The organism is Streptomyces albofaciens JCM 4342, assembly GCF_008634025.1.
Taxonomy (GTDB): domain Bacteria; phylum Actinomycetota; class Actinomycetes; order Streptomycetales; family Streptomycetaceae; genus Streptomyces; species Streptomyces albofaciens.
This window is the reverse complement of record NZ_PDCM01000002.1, coordinates 1419604-1439622: the sequence shown is the minus strand read 5'-3', so window position 1 is coordinate 1439622 and position 20019 is coordinate 1419604. Positions and strand designations below refer to the sequence as shown.

The window sequence follows — 20019 nt, the reverse complement described above, 5'->3', positions numbered from 1 at the left end:
CGCATGACTGAGACAGCGGGCGCGGTCCACGACTGGCAGGGTTTCCTCACGCGGTGGAGCGAGGAATGGGCGGACTCCTGCCGCCCGGACGACCTCGGCGACCCGGGCGGCGTACTGGCCCGGCGCGCCCGTTGGCTGGGCTTCGCACCCGCGGCTCCCGAGCGGATCGCCGCCCTCGAAGAGCGCCTGGGGCACCGGCTGCCGCCGTCGTACCGCACGTTCCTGGAGGTCACCGACGGCTGGCGGCACGCGGGCGGATCCGTGTGGCTGCTGGCGGGCACGGAAGAGGTCCGCTGGTACGAGGACGACGCGGGGCTCGCCGAAATCTTCACGGAGAACCTGACCGAGGACGCGACGCGCGAGCAGATCCTGGAGGCCACGGTCTGGACCCGGGCCCTCGAACTGGCCGTGGAATCCGACGCCGCGAGCGTCCTGCTCGACCCGGAGGACGTGGACGAGCACGGCGAGTGGGCGGTCTACACCTGGGCCCCCTGGCGGGCCAGCCCTCCCGAACGCTTCGCGTCCTTCCGGGAGTTCATGCAGCACGCCTACCGGGAGTTCCACCACCTGCGGGCGGACCGGCCGGAGTTCGTGAACGCCACGACGCGGGAGTGGGACCGGCGGGTGGAAGAGGCCCGGCGGGACGCGCTGCGGGGCGCGTACGAGCGGGCCGAGGCGACGCTCGCGGAGGCGCAGGAGTTCGGCAGGCCCCGGGCCGGGGCACTGCGGAAGCAGATCACCTGGCTGCTCGGCGACCGGTACCGCCGGGACCCCGGCGGACCGGCCGGAGAACTGGAGCACGCGACCGGGCCGTTCGGCGACGCCGTTAGCCAGGCCCGGGAGCTGGCCCGCTGGGGCGATACGGACGCGGCCTGGCGGACGCTGCTCGCCGCGCTGCCCGCGTGGCAGCCGCTGGAGCCCGACCACCTCGCACCGGTCGGACTCGTCACCGACCCGCTGCTCGGCCCCCTGCTCACGCCCGAGCGGTGCCGGACGCTGCTGGCCACGCCCCGGGGCGAGGAGGCGACCGGGGCCGTCGCGGCGGCGGTCGACGAGGACCCGGGAGGGCTCGCGTGGCTCGCGGAGGCGGACGGCGGCCACCGGGAGTACCGCTTCCTGCTGGTGGAGGGGGTGACGCCCGCGGCCCTGCCCGCCCTCGTCGGCGCCGCGGAGGGCGCGACGCTGGAAGCGCCGATGACGCGGTGGGACGCGCGCCGGGCGCTGAACCCGGGCGGGGTGTCCTCCTCGTACGACGACAAGGCGGTGGTCGTGGTCGGCCGGGCCGGGGACGGCTGGAGCTTCGCGTTCGACGGCGATCCGCGTCCGTTCGACGAGACGCGGTTCGTCTCCCCGGCCGTCGCCGCGTCCCGGCACGGCCGTGCCGTGGTGGTCTGGGCCGCGGCCGACAGATTCGACAGGGGAGCGCTGTTCCATCTGTCCGTCGCGGAGCACGGCGCGCAGCGGTACGCGTTCACGGTCCTCGGCGAGCGGTGCGAGCGCTCCGGGGAGATACCGCAAGCGCTGCTGCCGGAACGCCTCTTCCCCGAGGTCCGGGACGGCGGCCGGTATGCGCAACGGCACGGCGAGGCCGACGCCCTGGCCGCCGTCGCCGCGGCGTTCGGTGTCACGCTGCCCCGGTTCGCCCTCGGCCACGGCCGGCTGCACTCCTTCACCACCCGCTCCTGGACCCGCCCGCCGGGCCCGGGCGAGGGGTATGCGGTGATCACCATGGGCCGGCTCCTGCCGGACACCCCGGTCCCCGGCGAGGAGGGCGCACCCGCCCCCGGAGAGGAGTGCGACGGCTGAGCGGCGGCCCAGGACGCGTGCGGCGCGGGCCGCTCAGTCGGTCTTCGGGCCCGACCGGAGCGAGCAGCGCAGCGAGAACGGGTGCCCGGCCGGGTCGGAGTAGACCCGTACCTCGCGGGGGCCGGTGTCGTCCTTGGTGTCCAGCGGGCGCGCGCCGAGGCTGACCGCCTTGCGCTCCGCCGCGTCCATGTCCGCCTCGTCCACCAGCAGGTCCAGGTGGGCCTGGAGCGAGCTGTCGGGGCGCGGCCAGGTCGGCGGCGTCATGTTCAGATCGCGGCGGAAGGACATCCGGGTGCCGTTGGCGACGACCTCCACCCGGTCGGGCAGGTGCTCGGTGCAGACCTCACCCTCCAGGAATTCGGCGTAGAAGTCCGCCAGCTTCTCCGGCTCGGCGCAGTCGAGCACGATGACGGCCGCTTTGACCAGTCCCATGGCATCTCCTTGGCCCGAGGGCCCTCGGCGGGGCACCGTCTGACGGTGCCGGCCGCGCACCGCGCGGCCGGCCCGACGAGTACCGCGCTCAGGCCGGTTCACTCCCGCCGGCCGGCCCCGGAGCGGTCATCAGCGGCAGCACGACCGCGGAGGGACGGCCCGGCTCGTGGAAGACCTCGAACCGTATCGGGCGGCAGCCGACGGCGGACGCGACCGGCGCCCCGGTCCCGTGGTGGCGCGCGTACCGGGGGAACGCGCCGCCCGCCACCTGCACCCGCAGGCTGTGCCCGCGCAGGAACCGGTAGCCCGTCGGGTGCATCTCCACCCGGGCCGTCACCACGCCGTCGGCGTCCGCGGGCGGCGCGCCGGGGCGCAGGCGCAGGATCCCGTCGGTGACGTTGCGGGAGATCCCGGCCCGGTCCACGTCACAGAGCCGGACGAACACATCGCCGTGCCCGGAGTCCGTGCGGACGTGCACCTCGGCCGACACCGGGCCGATCAGGTCCAGGTCGCGGGGGAGCGGCCGGCCGGTGAAGACCAGCACGTCGGGGCGCTGTTCGACGGCCGTGTTGTCCTGCTGCCGGACCTCGCCCGGCAGCAGCAGCGGACCGCCGGTCGACGGGGTCGGATCGGCGCCGTGGTAGACGAACCGGTCGGGCGCGCCGTCCGGCGGCTCCGTCCAGTCCAGCCCGCCGGACGGCTGGAGGCGCAGCGGCGTCGGCACGGACTGCGGCGGCGGCCACCGGTCGAAGTCGAGCCAGCGGCCCGCCCGTTGGAGGTACAGGCGGACCGGGGACTGGTGCAGCTGCGTCACGTCACCGGCCAGCTGCGCGCTGAGCCACGACACATGGTCGGTGAGCGTGGCCTTGAGCGCGTTGCGGTCGTGGGCCCACGGACCGATCGTGATCCGCGAGCGGTGCCCGGCGGCGGTCAGCGCCGCGAAGTCCCGCAGCTGCCACGGCAGGAAGACGTCCCACCAGCCGGTGACCATGCTCGTCGGAGTGGTCATGCGCAGCGCCGCCGCGCTGTGGTCGATGGGTGCCCAGTAGGTGTCGCCCGGCTCCGCGTGCGCGCTGACTTCCCGCAGGAAGCGCTCCGGCCGCCCGATCGCGGCCAGGTCCGATGCGCCCACGGGCAGCGTGCGCATGGCGCGCTGGACCCGGCGGTCGTGCAGCGGGTTGGGCAGCAGCCCGCCGAGCGGCGCCTCCTCCTGGGTGCCCGTGGCGGAGGACCACACCAGCATGTTGTGCAGCGCCAGCACCCCGCCGGGATAGAAGGCGGCGGGGAAGGCGGAGGTGGTGATGCCCAGGCACATCGCCTCCAGCGGCGGGTCCAGGTACGGGCCGATCGCCCACTCGGTGTGCCCGAGGTAGCTGGCGCCCGCGGTGGCCAGCCGGCCGTCGCACCACGCCCGCTCGCGCAGCCACGCCGCGGTGGCCAGCCCGTCCTCCTTCTCGTGGACGAAGGCGCGGAACTCACCGCCGGAGCCGAAGACGCCGCGCACGTTCTGCGCCACGACCTGGAAGCCCCGCCGGGCCAGCACGCCCGCGAACAGCTTGATGTCCGGCTTGTGCTTGCCGTACGGGGTGCGCAGTAGTACCACCGGCAGAGGTCCGGCGCCGCGCGGCCGGTAGCGGTCGGCGAGCAGCACGGTGCCGTCCCGCATGGGAACACGCAGGTCACGGACGCACTCGACGTCGAAGGTGACCGGCTCGGGCATGTCCAGGTACCGGTCCACGAGGCGGCCGAACCCCCGCCGGGTCCGCTCCCGCAGCACGGATTGCGTCATCGGGCCCTCCCGTCGTCCGTTCCGTCTTCCCTCCGGAAACGGTTGCTTGCCTCCGGAAATCGTCACGCCTGGTACGCGGGTGTCGCTCCCTGTCGCCGTCCCCGGATGTGCCCCGGGTGGTCCAGTGTCCGGCTTTCCGGAAGATCGCGCATGTACGGGCCGGGGCGGCGGCGGGCGGTCAGGCGCGCAGCAGGTCGGCGGCCCGTTCGGCGATCATCACGGTGGGGGCGTGGGTGTGCCCGCGGGTGATGGCCGGCATGACCGAGGCGTCCGCGACGCGCAGGCCGGTGACGCCGCGTACCCGCAGGCGGGGGTCGGTGACGGTGTCGTCGCCGGTGCCCATCCGGCAGGTGCCCACCGGGTGGTAGAGGGTTTCGGCGAGGGCGCGGACCGTCTCCCCGGCCGCCTTGTCGTCCTGTTCGCCCGGCCACGGTTCCAGCGGCTTCGTCACGTGCGGGGCCAGCGCCGGTGTCGCGTACAGCCGCTCGGCGAAGCGGACCCCGGCCAGCAGCCGCCGCAGGTCCGCGTCGGAGGTGAGGTAGCCCGGGTCGATGCGCGGCGGCGCGTCCGGGCCGTCGCCCAGGGTGATGCGGCCGCGGCTCTCCGGCCGCAGCAGGATCACGCCGATGGTGACGCCGTGTTCGGACGGCGGCCGGAGGCCGTGCCGGACGAACGGGACCGGCGCGAAGATCAGTTCCAGGTCCGGTACGGACAGGCTCTCGGCGCTGCGTACGAAGGCGACGGCCTCGCCGATGTTGGAGGTGAGCGGGCCCCGGCGGGCCAGCAGATAGCGCGCGATGTTCGCGGGGGTGTCGGCGCCGGTGAGCGTGCGGGGCAGCGCGGTGCGCATGAGGACCGGTACGGACAGGTGGTCCTGGAGGTGGCGGCCCACCGCGGGCAGTTCGGCCACCGGTGCGACACCGGCCTCCGCCAGCTGGTCGGCGTCGCCCACACCGGAGCGCAGCAGCAGCTGCGGGGAGCCGATCGCGCCCGCGCACAGGACGACTTCGCGGCGGGCCCGCAGCCGCCCGGCGGGCAGCTCGACGCCGTACGCCCGGCCGTCCTCGAAGAGCACCCGGCGGACCTCCTGACCCGTGACCACCCGCAGGTTCGCGCGGCGCAGCGCCGGTCGCAGATAGCCGTCCGCGGCGCTCCACCGGCGCCCGCGCCGCTGGTTGAGCGGGGTGGGCGCGCAGCCGCTGTGGTCGGGGCCGTTCAGTTCGGCGAGCCGCGGCAGCCCGGCCTCCGTACACGCGTCGAGGAAGGCGCCGGTCAGCGGGTGGGCGTCGCGCGCCGGGGAGATCCACAGCGGGCCTGTCGTGCCGTGCACCCTGCCGCCGGGCGGCCCGGCCCAGCGCTCGGCGCGCCGGAAGTAGCGGGCCACCCCGTCCCAGGACCACTCCTCGCCGGCCGACTCGGCCCAGCCGTCGTAGTCGGCGCGGTGGCCGCGCACCCACATCATCGCGTTGAGCGAGGAGGAGCCGCCCAGGGTCCGGCCGCGCGGCCAGTACAGCTCCCGCCTGTGCAGGCCCGCCTGGGGCGTGGTGGTGAAGTTCCAGTCGTACGGGGTCCGGAAGAGCTTGGGGAAGGCCGCCGGGACGCGGATCTCCTGTTTGCGGTCCGGCCCGCCCGCCTCCACCAGCGCGACGCGCACCGTCGGGTCCTCGGACAGCCGGGCCGCGAGCACACAGCCCGCGGACCCGGCGCCGACGACGACGTAGTCGTACACCTGGTCGTACCGCCCTGCACCGGCCATCCGCGCCCGCCTCCCGAGGTTCCCGGCCCGCCAACGCCCCCGTGTCCGCGGGTGATCGTAGGGGAAGCGACCGGCGCGGCGTCAGTCCGCCGGTCCGCGCGAGGGCGAGGCCGAGGGGCCGGCCTGGATGAGCGGGAAGGCGTTGGTGCCGCCGCACACCATCGGGCCGACCTTGACGCCGTCGCCGATCAGGGTCACCCGGACGTCCGCGGGATGCACCCGGCCGGGCACGGAGGCGTTGGCGGCGGTGCACACCAGCTGGCTCACCGACGGGGTGTCCAGGCGCTTGGCGTTCATGGGCAGGCGGAGGGTGACCTCGCCGTCCCGGACGTCCGCGGTGATCCGGCCGGGGAGCACCGGCAGGACGTTGGTGAGCCCGCGCTGCCGTTCGGCCTCGTTGGGGCCCTCCAGCAGCAGCCGGACCGCCTCCTCAGGGCCGACCGCCGCCTTCGCGGGGCGGCTGGCGGCGCGCAGGCCGGCCGGGCCGAGGAAGTACAGCTGTACGTCGGGCACCGGCTTGCCGGGTGCCTTGACGCCGTACGCCGGTTCGCCCGCGTCGATCACGCCGGTCGGCGCGATGCCGCAGCCGGTGAGGGTGCTCGCCGCCAGCCCGCCCAGCACGCCCACCAGCAGCCCGCCCAGCGCGATCCGCCGGGCCTGTGCGGAGTTCGGCATGTTCACGTCTGGTCCGCCTTCCCGGCCGGCGCGGCCGGCCCTCGTCCGCGGGGCCCGTCCACGGGCGCATCCGCCGGTTCCCCGCGCGTCCCGGCTGCCCCGGACGGCTCCGCGCCGCCCGCCCCCGGCTCGGCCAGCGGCAGTTCCACGGTGAACACCGCACCGCCTTCGGGGCAGTTGGCGGCCCGGATGGTCCCGCCGTGCAGCCGCACGTTCTCCATGGCGATGGCCAGGCCCAGCCCGCTGCCCTCGGAACGGGCGCGCGCGGAGTCCGCCTTGTAGAAGCGGTCGAAGACGTGCGGAAGCACCTCGGGGTCGATGCCGGGGCCGCTGTCCGCGATCCGGATCACCAGCCGCCCGTCGCCCGGCTCCGGCGCCCGCAGCAGCACCCGTACCGGCTCCCCGCCGTGGTGCAGCGCGTTGCCGACCAGGTTGGCCACCACGACGTCCAGCCGCCGCGGGTCCAGCCGTGCCCGTACGCCGTCCGGCAGTTCGGTGCCCACCCGGTCCTGCCAGGCGCGGGCCTGGAGCGTCTTGCGGATCGTCTCGGCGACGTCCACCTCGTCCAGGTGCAGCGCCGCGGCCCCGGCGTCGAAGCGGGAGACCTCCATCAGGTCCTCGACCATCCGCGCCAGCTTGCCGGTCTCCTGGCTGATCAGACGGACCGCCGAGGCGGTGTCCGGGTCGAGCGCGTCGGCGTCCTCGTCGAGGACGTCGGTGACGGCGCTCATCGCGGCCAGCGGGGTGCGCAGCTCGTGCGAGACATCGGCGGCGAACCGCCGGGCGTTGGCCTCCATGCGCCGCAGGTCCGCCACGCTCTCCTCCAGCTTGGCCGCCATGTCGTTGAACGTCCTCGACAGGTCGGCCAGCTCGTCGGAGCCCTTGACCTCCAGCCGGGTCTCCAGCTTGCCCTCGGCGATCCGCCCGGCGGCCTGCCGCAGCCCGCGCACCGGCCGCAGCACCCCGCGGGCCGCCAGCAGGGCCGGGACCACGGCCAGCCCGAGCACCGGCAGGGCACCGTTCTGCGCCGCGCTCACCAGCGCCTCGACGTTGGCCTCCTCGGCGCGCAGCGGGAGCTGGGCGTAGACGGACAGCGGGGACGCCGTGCGGCTCCCGTCCTGCGACTGGAGCACCGGCATGCCGATCAGCAGCCACGGGTCGCCGTTGCGGTCCGCCACCCGCTGGAACGCGGTCACATGCCGCTTCTCGACCGACTCCCGCAGTTCCTCGGGGACGTCCACCGGGCGGCGCCAGCTGCGCACGTGGTCGGCGACGCCTTCGTAGCGGACGTCGACGTCCCAGTCCCGGGCCCGGCCGGAGCGGTCCAGCTGCCGGGCGAACTCCTCCAGGTCCTCCCGGGTGGGCGGCACCGCGAGGTCCGGCGCGAGCGAGTTGACCTGTCCCCTGAGGTCCTGGATCGCGGTGTCCTGGGAGCGCTGGAGGATGGCGGTGCGGGCCTCGCGGTAGGTCAGCGCCGCGGTGGTCAGCGCGCTGACCGCGGCGACCAGCAGGAACGCGACGACGAGCCGGGCCCGCAGGCCGCGCGGCAGCGAACGCGGCAGCAGGGTGCGCCGCGCGCCGCCCGCGGGCCGTGGGCGCTTCACAGGGGGCCGAAGCGATAGCCGAAGCCGCGCACGGTCTGTACGTACCGGGGGCTGCGCGGGGTGTCCTCGATCTTGTTGCGCAGCCGCATCACGCACGCGTCCACCAGGCGCGCGTCGCCGTGGTAGCTGTGCTCCCACACGTGCTCCAGCAGCTGCTGGCGGCTGAAGACCTGTCCGGGCGTCGCGGACAGGAACAGCAGCAGCTTCATCTCCGAGGGGGCCAGCGGCAGGTCGGAGCCGCCCTTGGAGACGACCAGTCCGGCGCGGTCCACGGCCAGTTCGCCGTAGGTCTCCACGGGGGCGGGACCGGGCTCGGCGGGCCCGGTGGCGCCGTCGGCGGGCAGCGCGGTACGCCGCAGCACCGCGCGGATCCGGGCCTCCAGCACTTCGCCGCGCGCGGGCTTGACGATGTAGTCGTCGGCGCCGGCCTCCAGCCCGAGCACCACGTCCAGGTCGTCGCCGCGGGCGGTGAGCATGATGATCGGCAGCTGGCGGTCGGCGCGGATGCGCCGGCAGACCTCGAAGCCGTCCTTGCCCGGGAGCATCAGGTCCAGCAGCACGATGTCGGGGCGGAAGGCGGGAAGCAGGTCGAGGCCGTCCTCGCCGCTGGCCGCGGCCGCCACCTCGTGGCCGCGGCGGCGGAGCGCGAGGCTCACGCCGTCGCGCACCGCGGCGTCGTCCTCGATCAGAAGTACTCGGGGCATGGGACCAGTATCAATAAGTTTCATGATGGATCGGTAACAGGCGGATCCTGCCCTTACTTCTTCGCATCTGTCGTGATGCAAGCAGTAAGCGCGCGAGCGCACCGCAGGGGGAATCGTACGGCGCCGACCGTGGCGCCCGTACTCATGTCCGCGGTGGCCCGCGCACGGCAGTAGGGACGGGATACGCAATGGCACGGCACGTCAGGCGGAGCGGGATCATCGGGGGAGCCGCGGTGGCGGCGGCGTCGCTGGGTGTGGCGGGCTACCTGACCTTCGGGCAGTCCGGCGCCACCTCCGAGGCGCACGCCGAACCCACCCGGCAGGCGCGCGCGGCCGCCAAGGTCGACCCCGGCATCGTGCACGCCTCCGACCGCCCCGGTAAGAGCCTGAACATCACCATCGACGACGGCCCCGACCCGGTCTGGACCCCGAAGGTGCTGGCCGTGCTGAAGCAGTACGACGTCAAGGCCACCTTCTGCATGATCGGCCCGTCGGCGAAGGCGCATCCGGACCTCGTGAAGCAGGTGGCGGCGGCCGGACACAAGCTGTGCGACCACACCGTCAGCCACAACACCGGCATGGACCACCGGCCCGAGAGCTACCAGTCGCAGCAGATCGTGCCGGCGCAGCAGATGATCGAGCAGGCGGCGGGCGGCCCGGAGGTGGAGTACTACCGGGCGCCGGGCGGCGCGTTCACCCCGTACAGCAGAAAGCTGGCCGCGGAGCGGGGCATGCGGCCGCTGGGCTGGAACGTGGACAGCAAGGACTTCGAGCGGCCGGGCACCGACGCGATCGTGCGCACGGTGAAGCGGGAGCTGCGCAACGGCCCGACCGTCCTCTTCCATGACGGCGGCGGCGACCGCAGCCAGACGGTGGGGGCGCTCAAGCGGCTGCTGCCGTGGATGAAGCAGCAGGGATACGGGTTCGGGTTCCCGCAGCGCTGACGACTCCCAAGGCGCCGAAGCGGACGGCGGAAGCGGTGCCGGGCCCCGGGACAACCGGGGTCCGGCACCGCTTTCACGCCTCGCCGAGCAGTTCCGCCAGGCCGCTGTCCACGTCCATGTGCTGCTGCTCGCTGCCCGCGGGCACGGACCGGTACGTACGGTCCAGGAAGCGGCGCAGGTCGTCGGTGCGCACCTGGACCATCGCGACGCCGTCCTCGACGTGGAACTCCAGCACCGTGCGCTCCCGGCCCAGCGGCCGCACCCGTACGTCACCGGTGCCGGCCGGGGACCGCAGCCCCTCGGCGAGCAGTTCGCGCGCGAAGGCCCAGTCGACCGCGGCGCCGTCCAGCGAGATCTCCGGCGGGAAGGAGATCCGTACCGCGAGCGGATCGGCCCGGTGGTAGTGGAGGACCGCGGGCACCGTGTGCGAGCCGGGGGCGGTCGCGATGAGACGTACCTGGACGGCTTGGTCGATGACACTGGGCACCGCGGCTGCTCCCTTACGGCTGTCGGAACGGGACGAGGCTTGCGCCTAGTAGGACGGTGTGCCCGCTCCCGCCGTGCACGTGACAGGGGTGTGATTTATGTCATGTCCAGGTCGTCACGGTTCCGGTGCAACGCGTGGGTTGACAAGGGTTTGCGATGCCGTCCCGGGCCGCCGGAATGCCCGTGGCCGTACGCGGGGGCGGGGCGGCCGTGGCCGCCGTGGTCCAGGAACTCCTCCAGGATGCCGGGCGCCGCGGCCGCCGCCAGGGCCGGCGCGTCGGCCGCCGCGAGATCGCGGACGTGGTAACCGTCCTCGCCCGCGGCGACCGCCGCGGTGAGCGTGACCAGGCCCGTCCGCCTGCTGAACGGGGTGGTGGAGAACGTCCAGGCCGCGATGGCCTCGCGCTGGAGCGCGACGGTGTCCCGGCTGAACGTGCCGGAGCGTGCGACGAGGTACCGCCCCTGGAGGCCGTGTCCCAGGCTGCGGTACGCGTCTCGGGCCAGCCACAGCACCACCGGCGCCGACACCAGTGCGAACGCCCAGGCGCAGTGCAGCAGCACGGGAGTCAGCAGCAGGCCCAGGAACGCGAGGACCAGGGTGCCCGGGAGCGTGACGAGCAGCAGCCCGCGCGTACGGCGCCGCCGCAGCGCCGCCTTCGGATGGGCGCGCAGTTCGATGTCGGGGAACGCGGTGCGGAGCGTCCCGGAGGCCGTGCGCACCGCCTCCGTGCGCGGCGCGGGCGGCAGGATGACACTGCGCTTGCGGTTCTCGTCCTTGTTGCCCAGCCCGCCCGCGACCGCGCCGACGGTCGCGCCGCCGCCCGCCCGCAGCAGCAGCGGCTCGCGCAGGACCGCCCCGCGCAGCCGGCCCCGCTCGATGGTCACCGACCGCGTGGTGAGCAGGCCGCGGTGTACCCGCAGCGTGTGCGCGTCGGTCCATTCGAGGCGGAAGTTCCACCAGCCCTCGACATAGAGGACGAGCGCCCCGGCCGTGCCGAGGGCGAGGACGGCCAGCAGTGCGAGCGGAATGGTGATCCAGAGCGCCCTGGCGCCGAACTCGTCGAACGCGCTGCGGACGATGCCCAGTTTCCACGGCTCGATTCCGGCGCCGTCCAGGACGCGGTAGAGGCCGCCGGCGGCGGCGAAGACACCGCCGATCACCCAGAAGGTGAGCGGCGCGTAGCGCAGCCAGCGCCAGTTGATGCGGGAGACGACCGGGTCCTCGGCCGCCGCGGCGGTGTCGGCGCGGGCCAGCAGGGCGGCCCGCAGCCGCTCCGCGTCGGCCTTCGTCAGCGCTTCCAGGGAGAGCTCGGCGCCGCCGCCCGAGGAGCCCGCCGTGCCGGCCCGCAGGACGGTGACGCCGAACAGGCGGTGCAGCGGCGAGGCGGTCAGGTCGACCGTACGGATGCGGTGCAGCGGCACGGAACGCAGCCGCCGGGTCAGCACCCCGCTGCGGACCTCGAAGGAGTCGTCGGTGACGCGGTAGTCCGTACGGGCCCAGCGGATCAGGCCGATCACGGTGAGGACCGCGAAGCTGCCCGCGACGGCGGTCAGGGTGATCCAGGCGCCGGGTGTGATCCGGCCGCCGGTGGCCAGCGCGGTCAGCGCCCAGGAGCCGAGCGGCGCGGCCATCCAGCCGCAGTGCACCAGGAGGGTGCGGCGGTCCAGCCGGTGCCACCGGCCCGGTGCGCCGGGCGCGTGCGGTGCGAGGGTGGTCACGCGGCATCACCCGGCACGGCCTGCGCGGCCTCGCCGATGCGGCGCGACAGTTCCTCGGCGTCCGCGTCGGACAGCCCGGCTATCTTCACGTCGCCGGCGGTGGAGGCGGTGGTGACGGTGACCGTCGCCAGCCCGAAGCGCTGCTGGAGCGGGCCGCGCACGGTGTCCACGGTCTGCACCCGCGACAGCGGCGCGATCCGCCGCTTCTGCCAGAACCAGCCGTTCGCCGCGTACACCGCGCGGCCGCCCAGCTCCCAGGCGTGCACCGCGTAGCGCCAGCGGGGCATGACCAGCTGGTAGCCGAGCGCGGGCAGGACCAGGGCGACGAGCAGGAGCGGCCCGAGCCAGGGCAGGGCGCCCGGGAAGAACAGCGCCGAGCAGACGGCCAGGGCGAGCGCGGTGAGCAGCAGCGGACCGCTGACCGTCAGCAGCGCCTGGACGGCCCACCAGCGGCGGGCGCGCGGATCGACCCGGTTGCTGGGCGGCCGCAGCAGGGGCGTTGCGGGTGCGGACATGGAGGCTCCCCCGATCTTGGCAAGTCAGGTGTATTGACTGGAGGTACGTTATAACGGTACGAGCGACTTGTAAAAAAGAAAGCGAGGGCCAGGTGCCCAAGAAGGTGGACCACGAGGCGCGGCGCCAGGAGATCTCCAAAGCGCTGTGGCGGATCGCGAGCGCCCGGGGACTGGAGGGCGCGAGCCTGCGGGACGTGGCCGCCGAGGCCGGCATGTCCCTGGGGCGGCTCCAGCACTACTTCCGCACCAAGGACGAGATGCTGCTCTTCGCGCTGCGCTACATCGAGTCCCTCGCCCAGCAGCGCATCCGCGAGCGCATCGAGTCCCTGGGCCGGGAGCCGACGCCGTACGACATCCTGCGCGCCTGCCTGATGGGGATGCTGCCCCTGGACGAGCAGAGCCGGACCGGCTTCCTGGTCGGCGTGGCCCACTTCCACCGGGCCGTGCGCGACCCGTCGCTGCGCACCGGCGCCCAGGACGGCATCCCCAAGCTGCGCGAACTCTTCGCCGACCAGCTGCGGAAGGCGATGGAGCAGGGCGAGGTGCGGGCGGAGCGGGACGCCGACGACGAGGCGATGGTGCTGATCTGCCTGGCCGACGGGCTCTCGACGTACATCCTGCTGGACGTGCACACTCCCGAGAAGGCCGTCCAGCTCCTGGACATGCACCTGTCCGGACTGTTCGACGGAGCGGCCGCACGCTGAGACACGGCGCGCGGCCGGTCGGGCACCCGCGGGAAAACCGGTTCCCACGGGTGGAACGGCCAGGGAGGAGGCTGCCCATGGCCCCGGACCCGCGCGACCGGGCGGCTGCCGCCGCGCGTCCGGCCGCCGCCTGCGCCGACACCCTGCTCGCCGCCCTCGAACCGCTCCCGTACCCCCGGCGCATGGCCGAACTGGCGGCCCGCGCCCGGGAAGCGGCCGGGCGCGGCACGCTCGCCGGGCTCCTCGCCGAGTGGGACACGCGCGGCCCGTACGAACGCCGGCTGGCGGCCTTCGCCGCCCGGGTGACCGGCGGCTTCGGATATCTCGCCGCCCGCCTCACCGACCCCGACCCCTTGGTCCGCGCGCACGCGCTGCGGGCCGTGCGCACCGGAGCGCTGCCGGACGCGGCCGTCGAGGCGGCGTACGCGGACGCCCCCGCCGACGTGCGGCGGGGGCTGACCCGGGCGGTCGTCGCCGGGGGTCGCCCCGCCCTCGCCGAGCGGCTGATCGCAGCGCTGCGCGAACGGTGGGGCGACGCCGAGGCCGCCGGGCTGCTCCCCGGCTGCGGCCCCGAGGCGGTCGCGCGGCTGCTGCCCGAGCTGTTCCACGCCGCCGCGGCGTCCTCCCGCGCCCTGGCCAAGCGGCACCCGGCGGCCGTACTGGCCGAGGCGGAGCGGCAGTTGACGCCGATGTCGCAGGCGTCGCGCGCGGTCTGGTGGCAGCGGTACGGGGCCTGTGTCGCGGTGGCCGCCGACCGCGAACCGCTCCGCGTGCTCGGCCTCCTGGAGCGGATGTGCCGCGGCCCGCTCGCCGGTCCGCTGCTGCTGCGGCTGGACGCACTGGTCGCCGCCGACCCCGGACGTACGCTCCGCCTGCTCCTCGAACCCGGGCGCGACGCCGCGCGGACGGTACGGTTCGGGCCCTCCACGCTGCGCCGTCTCGTACGGGCCGACCCGCCCGAACTCATCGGGATGGGGCGGGCGTTGCGCAACGACGAGGCGGCGCTGGCCGGGCTGCTGCGGGCGCTGCCGCCCGCCCGGCGCGCCGCGTTCCACGACTCGGTGACGGCCGGTCTGGGCACCGGGCGGGTCCCGCCGTGCGCGCCCGTCCTCGACGCACTGCCCCGGGCGCGCCGCGAAGCGGAAGCCCGCCGGGCGGTGGCGCTGCTGCGTGAGGACGGCGCCCACCGGTCCGCCGTCCTGGAGGCCGTCGCGTACCTGCCCGTCGCGGAAGCCCGCGCGGACCTGCTCGCCGCGACCCGCCGCCCCGCCGCCGAGGACCGGGCCGCCGCCTACCCGCTGCTGATCCACAACGCGGCCCGGTCCGGCGACCCGGACGCGGTCACCGCCCTGCTCGCCGACGGGCTCACGCGGCTGCGCAACGAGCAGGACCCGGTGCGCCGGGCCGCGCTCGACGCACTCGCCGGTGTCCGCCCGGCGCTGTTCACCGACGCCGCCGCCGACGCCCTCGAACGCCTCGCCACGGACACCGGCGAGGCCCGCGACACCTCGCCGGCCTCCCGCGACGCGCTGGTCCGCCTCGCCGTTTCACTGCTGCGCGAGCACGCGGCGACCGGGCAGCGGGAGCTGACCGGCTGGGCGCTGCGCACCCTCGCCCGCCTCGCCGGGCGCGCCGACACCGGCCTCGGCCGCCTCGACCGCGACCTGCGCCCCGGCCAGGAACACCAGGTCTTCGCGGCGCTCCGCCCCTGGCTGGAGGCGCGGGCCGAACGCGCCGACCACGATCCCGTGGTCGCGCTCGCGTCCTCGCTCGGCCGCCGCGCGCACGGCGTGCCCGGCCTCCAGGAACTGCTGCGCCGCGCCGTCCGCACGGGTGACGACCGGGCGGTCCGTGCGGCCGTCGGCCCATGGCTGGAACCGCCGGGCACGCGCGACGCACGGCTCGCCGAGATCCTGGACCTGGACGCCTCGGCCGCCGTGCTGCCGCCCGTGCTCGACCTCATCACACGCCACCGCACGGACCTGCTGCACCTGGTCCTCGGTGCCCCGCCGTACGGCCGTTTCCTGACCCCCGGCACCCACTGGACACCGCCGGTGACCGGCCGCGCCCACCGCTGGACGGCCCGTCAGCAGGACGCCGCCGCACGGCTGTTGGAGCGGGCCGCCGACGACCCGCGGCTGCGTCCGGACGAGCGGGCCGCCGCGATCACCGACGCCGCCCGCCTCCCCGGCCGGGGCGCCGCCCTCGTACGCCGCTGCGTCACGCACCCGGACGTACCGCTGGCGGAAGCGGCCCTCGCCGCCCTGGCGCGGACCGGCCGGCCGGACGAGGCCCTGCCGGAACTCCTCGCGCACGCGGGCGGCGACCGGGCCCGGGTCGCGGTGTACGCGGCGGGCGTCGCGGCGCGGTACGCGGCCCCTTCCCGCCTGGCGGCGGCGCTCCGCGCCGTGCTCGTCCCCGGCGGGGCCGCGCCCGGCCGGGGCGCCGCCGGGGCCCAGCCGAAGGTGACGAGCAGGAAGGAGGCCGCCCGGCTGGCCGCGGCCCGGCTGCCGGTGCCGGACGCCGCCGAACTGCTGGTACGCGCCTACCATCAGCCGGAACAGCACCGCGACGTGCGCGCCGCCTGCGCGACGGCCGCGACGGGACTGCTCGCCGACGAGAGGGCCTGGGGCCTGCTGTCGGAAGCGGCGCGCGGCCCGCGCGGGGACCGCCAGGCGGTCCTGCGCGTACGCCCCTTGGACCTGCCGGAGCAGCACCGCGCGCGCTACGCCGGGCTGGTCCGCGCCGTGTGCGAGACGGACGACGCCGAACTGGCGGGCGAGGCCTACCGGGCGCTGGGCGCCTGGTCGCGCTGGGCGCCGGACGCGGCGGGCCTGCTGGTGCTGGTCCTCACCGATCTGGACAACCGGGCCACCTGGCAGGAAGCCGCCGACGCGCTCCTCGTGCTCGCCGCGGAAGGCCCGCTGCCGGGCCACGGCCCCGGCGGCCCCGTACCGCACGGGGCCGCCGAGGCGGAAGACCCGCTGGCGCGCGCCGCCCGGCTGCTGGCCGCCGCCGACGCCCGGCCCGGAACGCCCGACGCGGAGACCCGCCGCGACCGCCCCGCGCGGCAGCGGCTCGGCCACCTCACCGCCCGGCTGGACGCGTGCCGCCTGCGGGAGCCCGCGCTGCGGACCAGCGCCCTCGTGGTCGGCCAACTCCTCGCCGATTACCCGGACTTCGTCCCGTACGCCGTCCGCGTCCTGTCCTGCGCGCTGGACCTGGGCGCCGACGCCGAGGAGATGACCGTCCAGCTCACCCGCCTCGCCCGGCTCCACACGGACCGGCCCGCACTCGCCCGGCACACCGCCGACACGCTCCGCCACCGCCTGAACGGCGCCCACGGACCGGACCGCACCACGGCGGCCGAGGCCGCCGCCCGCGCCCTGACCGAGGACGGCGGACCCGCGGCGGGCCTGTTCGCCGTGGCCCTCACCGCCTTCGGCGGCACCCGCACCGAGTGGTCGGCGCCCTGGCGCGAACGCCTGCGGGCCCTGCGCCGCCACCCGGTGCCCGACGTGCGCGACGCGGCGCTGGAGCTGACCGCGGCGCGGGAGTGACACAGGCCCCCGGCGGGTGACACCGGACCTCAGTACCGGGTGCCCGCGGCAGCCGGGAGCGCGTCGAGTTCGGCCAGCGCCTCGGGCGGCAGGGTCACGTCCGCCGCGCCCGCGTTGTCCACCAGATACTTGGGCGTCTTGGTGCCGGGGATCGGCACGACGAACCGGCCCTGGGCGAGCACCCAGGCGAGGGCCACCTGCGCGGGGGAGGCGCCGTACTGCCCGGCGATGGCGCGGACCTTGGCCACCAGCTCCAGGTTGGCTTTCAGCGCGTCCTGCTGGAAGCGCGGCAGCCGGCGCCGGAAGTCGTCCTCCGCCAGCTCGTCGAACGAGGTGATGCTGCCGGTCAGGAAGCCGCGGCCGAGCGGCGAGAACGGCAGGAAGGCGATGCCCTGCTCCTCGCAGTACGGCAGGACCTCACCGAGCACGTCCCGGGTCCACAGCGACAGTTCGGACTGCACGGAGGCGACCGGGTGCACCGCCTGGGCCCGCCGTATCTCCTCGACGGTCGGCTCCGACAGGCCGATGTGCCGGGCCTTGCCCGCCCGCACGGCCTCGGCCAGCGCGCCCCAGCTCTCCTCGACCGGCACGTCCGGGTCCACCCGGTGCAGCTGGTAGAGGTCCACGTGGTCGGTGCCCAGACGGCGCAGGCTGGCGTCGATGGAGCGGCGGATGTGCTCGGGGCGGCCGTTGCGCACCAGCCCGCTGGTGTTGTCCGGCGTGATCTCCCCGGTCTCCAGCCCCACCTTCGTCGCGAGCACCACCCGCTCCCGGTGCCCGCCCGCCAGCGCCCGGCCCACCAACTCCTCGTTGGTGTACGGGCCGTAGACGTCGGCCGTGTCGATCAGCGTCACCCCGAGGTCGATCGCCTGCCGGATCACCTCGACCGAGGTGGCGTCGTCCCGGCCGTCCGGGTCGTAGGCGTGGGTCATGCCCATGCAGCCGAGGCCGATGACGCCTACCTCGGGGCCGGTGCTGCCGAGCGTGGTGGTGCGCATGGTGCTGCTCCTGGAGAAGAGTGCCTGGTCGGGAACGGGACTCACTCTTCCTGTTGGAGAGCACTCGAAGTCAAGCCCGCCGAAGAGCCTGCCCCGGGCGCGGCCGAGAGGGGGGAGGCAGGACCGCCGCGCCCGGCGCGGGCTACGCCTCGCGGAGCAGGGCGGCGAGGTCGGCTTCGACGTCCAGGTACCGGCCCTCGCCGCCGAGGGGCACGACACCGTACGACCGCATCAGGAACCCGCGCAGGTCGCGGGCCTGGAACTGGACCATGGCCAGACCGCCGGCGGTGTGGAACTCCAGCATCGTGTACTCCGGGCCGCACGGCCAGATGCGCACATCGCCCCGGCCGGACGGCTCCCGCAGGCCCGCCGCCAGCAGGTCGCGGGCGAACGTCCACGCCACCTCGGTCCCGTCCAGCGACGCCGCCGGAGGGAAGACGACGCGCACGGCGAACGGGTCGCCGCTGTCGTAGCGCAGCCGGGCGGGAACCCGGCGCGACCGGGGCGCGGTCGCGATCAGACGGGCGTGCACGGCTTGGTCGATGACATGGGGCATCGCCGGCTCCTCGATGCTGGTGCGGACAGGTCCTTGCCTCTGTGACCGGTAGGACGCGCCGGAGATGACGCGAGGTGACCGGACGGCCGCGTGAGGTCCGTCACGAACGGCCGGACGAGCGGATATTCGGTCCGCACACCGGCGGATCCCGTGCGAGGCTGCCGGAACCGGAGCGTCCCCGTCCGAGTTCGCGGCCCGGTCCGGTGGTGACACGTCAGGGGTTGTTGGTACATGTCCGAGACATCCGCGGTGTCCGAGGCGTCGGACGACTACGCCCGGATCTACGAGCGCGAGCACCCGCGCCTGGTCGGGTACGCACGGTCGCTGACCACGAGCGCCTGGCTCGCGGAGGACCTGGTCGCCGAGGCGCACTTCCGGGTCTGGCGCCGGATCCGCGCCGGACACCCCATCGACAACGTGCCCGCCTACCTGCGCACCACCATCCGGCACCTCGCCACCACGGTCGGCGCGGCGGCCGCCCGTGAGATACCGCGGGACCCCGGGGACGGCGGGCAGACGTGGCCCGCGGCCGGACCGGCGGCCGAGTCCGCCGACCCGGCACAGCACGTCGCCTACGTCGACCTCCTCGCCCGCGTCATGGAGCGGCTGCCCCGGCGCTGGGCGACGGCGCTGTGGCTGGCGGAGGCCGAGGACCAGCCGCTGGAGGCGGTCGGCGCGGCGATCGGCGCGGGCAAGGGCGCGACGGCCGTACTGCTGCACCGGGCCCGGGAGGGGCTGCGGCAGGCGTTCCTGGGCACGGTGCCCGGCACACCGCACGACCCGGCCTGTGAACGGTACTGGGAGCGGCTGCCCGCGTACGTACGGGGCGAGGCCACCGCCAAGCAGACCGACGCGGTGGCCGGCCACCTCGCCGACTGCGCCGACTGCCGGTCCCGGCTGGCGCTGCTGACCCGGGCCAACGACCGGCTGCCCGCGCTCACCGGCCCGGCGCTGCTGGTGCTGCTGGCGGGCGGTTCGGCGAAGTTCCTGCTGCCGCTGGCGGGGGCCGGGGCAGGGGCCGCCGCGGCCGGTGGCGGACACGCGGCGGGCAGCGGCGCGCTCGCCTCCGTGCGTACTTCCCTACGGCACCTGCTGCGCGGCCAGATCGGCCAGGCCGGGCCGGTCGGCGCCGCCGTGGCGGGGGTCGGCGTGGCGGTGGTCGCCGGAGTGGCGGTGGCCGCGGGCGGCGTGCTGGCCGGCGGCGACGCGGGAGCACCGGCCGAGCGGGCGGCAGCGGCGACGCCGCGGCCCGGCGGAGTCGGCACGGCGCGGCCGGGCGCCGGACCCGGCCGGGCCGCGCCCGGGGCGACGCCGGACCGGTCGGCGACGTCCGTACCCGCGGTTCCGGGCCACGCGCCGTCCACGGACGCCGACGCCGTACCGGCCGGACGCGGTACGGCGCGCGCAGCGGAGGCGCCACCGGCCGCCCCGGGGGAACCCGTACCGACCGCCACCGGGCGGTCGGGGCCGGTTCCGGGACCGACCGGATCGGGCACGGGCGCCGGACCGGGCCCACGGCCGACGCCGTCCGCGCCGACCGCCGGGCCGACAGGGCCCACGGCGGAGCCGACCACCGGACCGACCGGTGGACCCACCACCCGCCCCACGGACCGGCCGACACCCACCCCGACCCGTATCCCGACTCCCACTCCCACACCCACACCCACACCAGATCCGTCCCCGTCCGGTCATTGCCACTGGGTCTGGTGGGGCCGGATCCCGTTCCGGGTCTGCCGGGCCGCCTGATCCCGGCCGCGGCCGTCCGGCCGCC

The 20019-nt window shown here is 75.6% G+C and carries 16 protein-coding genes; 5 read left to right on the top strand and 11 right to left on the bottom strand.

Annotation, left to right across the window (positions count from 1 at the left end):
• The first annotated feature begins 3 nt into the window (after positions 1-3).
• Positions 4-1806: an SMI1/KNR4 family protein gene (locus CP973_RS26650; protein ID WP_150246290.1), complete on the top strand. Its 1803-nt coding sequence runs from the start codon at positions 4-6 to the stop codon at positions 1804-1806.
• Positions 1807-1839: 33 nt separating this feature from the next.
• Here the strand turns inward: CP973_RS26650 and CP973_RS26645 are convergent, their stop codons facing one another.
• The 6 genes from CP973_RS26645 to CP973_RS26620 all read right to left on the bottom strand — a co-directional run bounded on the left by CP973_RS26645 (position 1840) and on the right by CP973_RS26620 (position 8766).
• Positions 1840-2238, bottom strand: coding sequence for a VOC family protein (locus CP973_RS26645; RefSeq protein WP_150246287.1), 399 nt, complete (start codon positions 2236-2238; stop codon positions 1840-1842).
• A gap of 88 nt (positions 2239-2326) precedes the next feature.
• The gene (locus tag CP973_RS26640) at positions 2327-4027 is read right to left on the bottom strand and encodes a CocE/NonD family hydrolase (RefSeq protein ID WP_150246284.1); all 1701 of its coding nucleotides are present in this window, start codon (positions 4025-4027) and stop codon (positions 2327-2329) included.
• A gap of 178 nt (positions 4028-4205) precedes the next feature.
• Complete coding sequence (locus CP973_RS26635) at positions 4206-5783, bottom strand: GMC family oxidoreductase (RefSeq protein WP_150246281.1); 1578 nt, start codon at positions 5781-5783, stop codon at positions 4206-4208.
• Positions 5784-5864: 81 nt separating this feature from the next.
• Entirely contained in the window at positions 5865-6458 is a 594-nt protein-coding gene (locus CP973_RS26630; RefSeq protein ID WP_244410264.1) for a hypothetical protein, read from the bottom strand.
• A gap of 2 nt (positions 6459-6460) precedes the next feature.
• Entirely contained in the window at positions 6461-8062 is a 1602-nt protein-coding gene (locus CP973_RS26625) for an ATP-binding protein (RefSeq protein WP_150246275.1), read from the bottom strand.
• Complete coding sequence (locus tag CP973_RS26620; protein WP_150246272.1) at positions 8059-8766, bottom strand: response regulator transcription factor; 708 nt, start codon at positions 8764-8766, stop codon at positions 8059-8061. Before CP973_RS26620 ends, CP973_RS26625 begins: the two co-directional genes overlap by 4 nt.
• Positions 8767-8954: 188 nt before the next feature.
• Here CP973_RS26620 and CP973_RS26615 point away from each other — a divergent pair, with 188 nt between their 5' ends.
• Complete coding sequence (locus tag CP973_RS26615) at positions 8955-9710, top strand: polysaccharide deacetylase family protein (protein WP_150246268.1); 756 nt, start codon at positions 8955-8957, stop codon at positions 9708-9710.
• 73 nt (positions 9711-9783) lie between these two features.
• Here CP973_RS26615 and ssgD (CP973_RS26610) read toward each other — a convergent pair whose 3' ends face one another.
• The 3 genes from ssgD (CP973_RS26610) to CP973_RS26600 form a co-directional block, all read right to left on the bottom strand.
• Positions 9784-10197, bottom strand: a complete 414-nt coding sequence (gene ssgD, locus CP973_RS26610; RefSeq protein WP_150246265.1) for a spore wall synthesis regulator SsgD — start codon at positions 10195-10197, stop codon at positions 9784-9786.
• A 95-nt stretch (positions 10198-10292) separates the two neighbouring features.
• Complete coding sequence (locus CP973_RS26605; RefSeq protein ID WP_150246263.1) at positions 10293-11915, bottom strand: PH domain-containing protein; 1623 nt, start codon at positions 11913-11915, stop codon at positions 10293-10295.
• Positions 11912-12430 carry a PH domain-containing protein gene (locus tag CP973_RS26600; protein WP_150246260.1) on the bottom strand — a complete coding sequence of 173 codons (519 nt, stop codon included), beginning with the start codon at positions 12428-12430 and terminating at the stop codon, positions 11912-11914. Before CP973_RS26600 ends, CP973_RS26605 begins: the two co-directional genes overlap by 4 nt.
• 92 nt (positions 12431-12522) lie before the next feature.
• On the opposite strand from CP973_RS26600, the gene CP973_RS26595 reads away from it, so the two are divergent.
• Together CP973_RS26595 and CP973_RS26590 are read left to right on the top strand one after the other, a co-directional pair.
• Positions 12523-13134 (top strand): TetR/AcrR family transcriptional regulator, encoded by a 612-nt coding sequence (locus CP973_RS26595; RefSeq protein ID WP_150246257.1) that lies wholly within the window; start codon positions 12523-12525, stop codon positions 13132-13134.
• Between the two features lie 77 nt (positions 13135-13211).
• On the top strand, positions 13212-16694 hold the full coding sequence (locus CP973_RS26590) for a S46 family peptidase (protein ID WP_150246254.1): 3483 nt from the start codon (positions 13212-13214) through the stop codon (positions 16692-16694).
• A 29-nt stretch (positions 16695-16723) separates the two neighbouring features.
• Here the strand turns inward: CP973_RS26590 and CP973_RS26585 are convergent, their stop codons facing one another.
• Together CP973_RS26585 and ssgD (CP973_RS26580) are read right to left on the bottom strand one after the other, a co-directional pair.
• On the bottom strand, positions 16724-17692 hold the full coding sequence (locus tag CP973_RS26585; RefSeq protein ID WP_150246251.1) for an aldo/keto reductase: 969 nt from the start codon (positions 17690-17692) through the stop codon (positions 16724-16726).
• Positions 17693-17834: 142 nt separating this feature from the next.
• Positions 17835-18248 carry a spore wall synthesis regulator SsgD gene (gene ssgD / locus CP973_RS26580; RefSeq protein WP_150246249.1) on the bottom strand — a complete coding sequence of 138 codons (414 nt, stop codon included), beginning with the start codon at positions 18246-18248 and terminating at the stop codon, positions 17835-17837.
• A gap of 231 nt (positions 18249-18479) precedes the next feature.
• On the opposite strand from ssgD (CP973_RS26580), the gene CP973_RS41475 reads away from it, so the two are divergent.
• Positions 18480-19994 carry a sigma factor gene (locus tag CP973_RS41475; RefSeq protein ID WP_280119035.1) on the top strand — a complete coding sequence of 505 codons (1515 nt, stop codon included), beginning with the start codon at positions 18480-18482 and terminating at the stop codon, positions 19992-19994.
• Positions 19995-20019 lie beyond the last annotated feature (25 nt).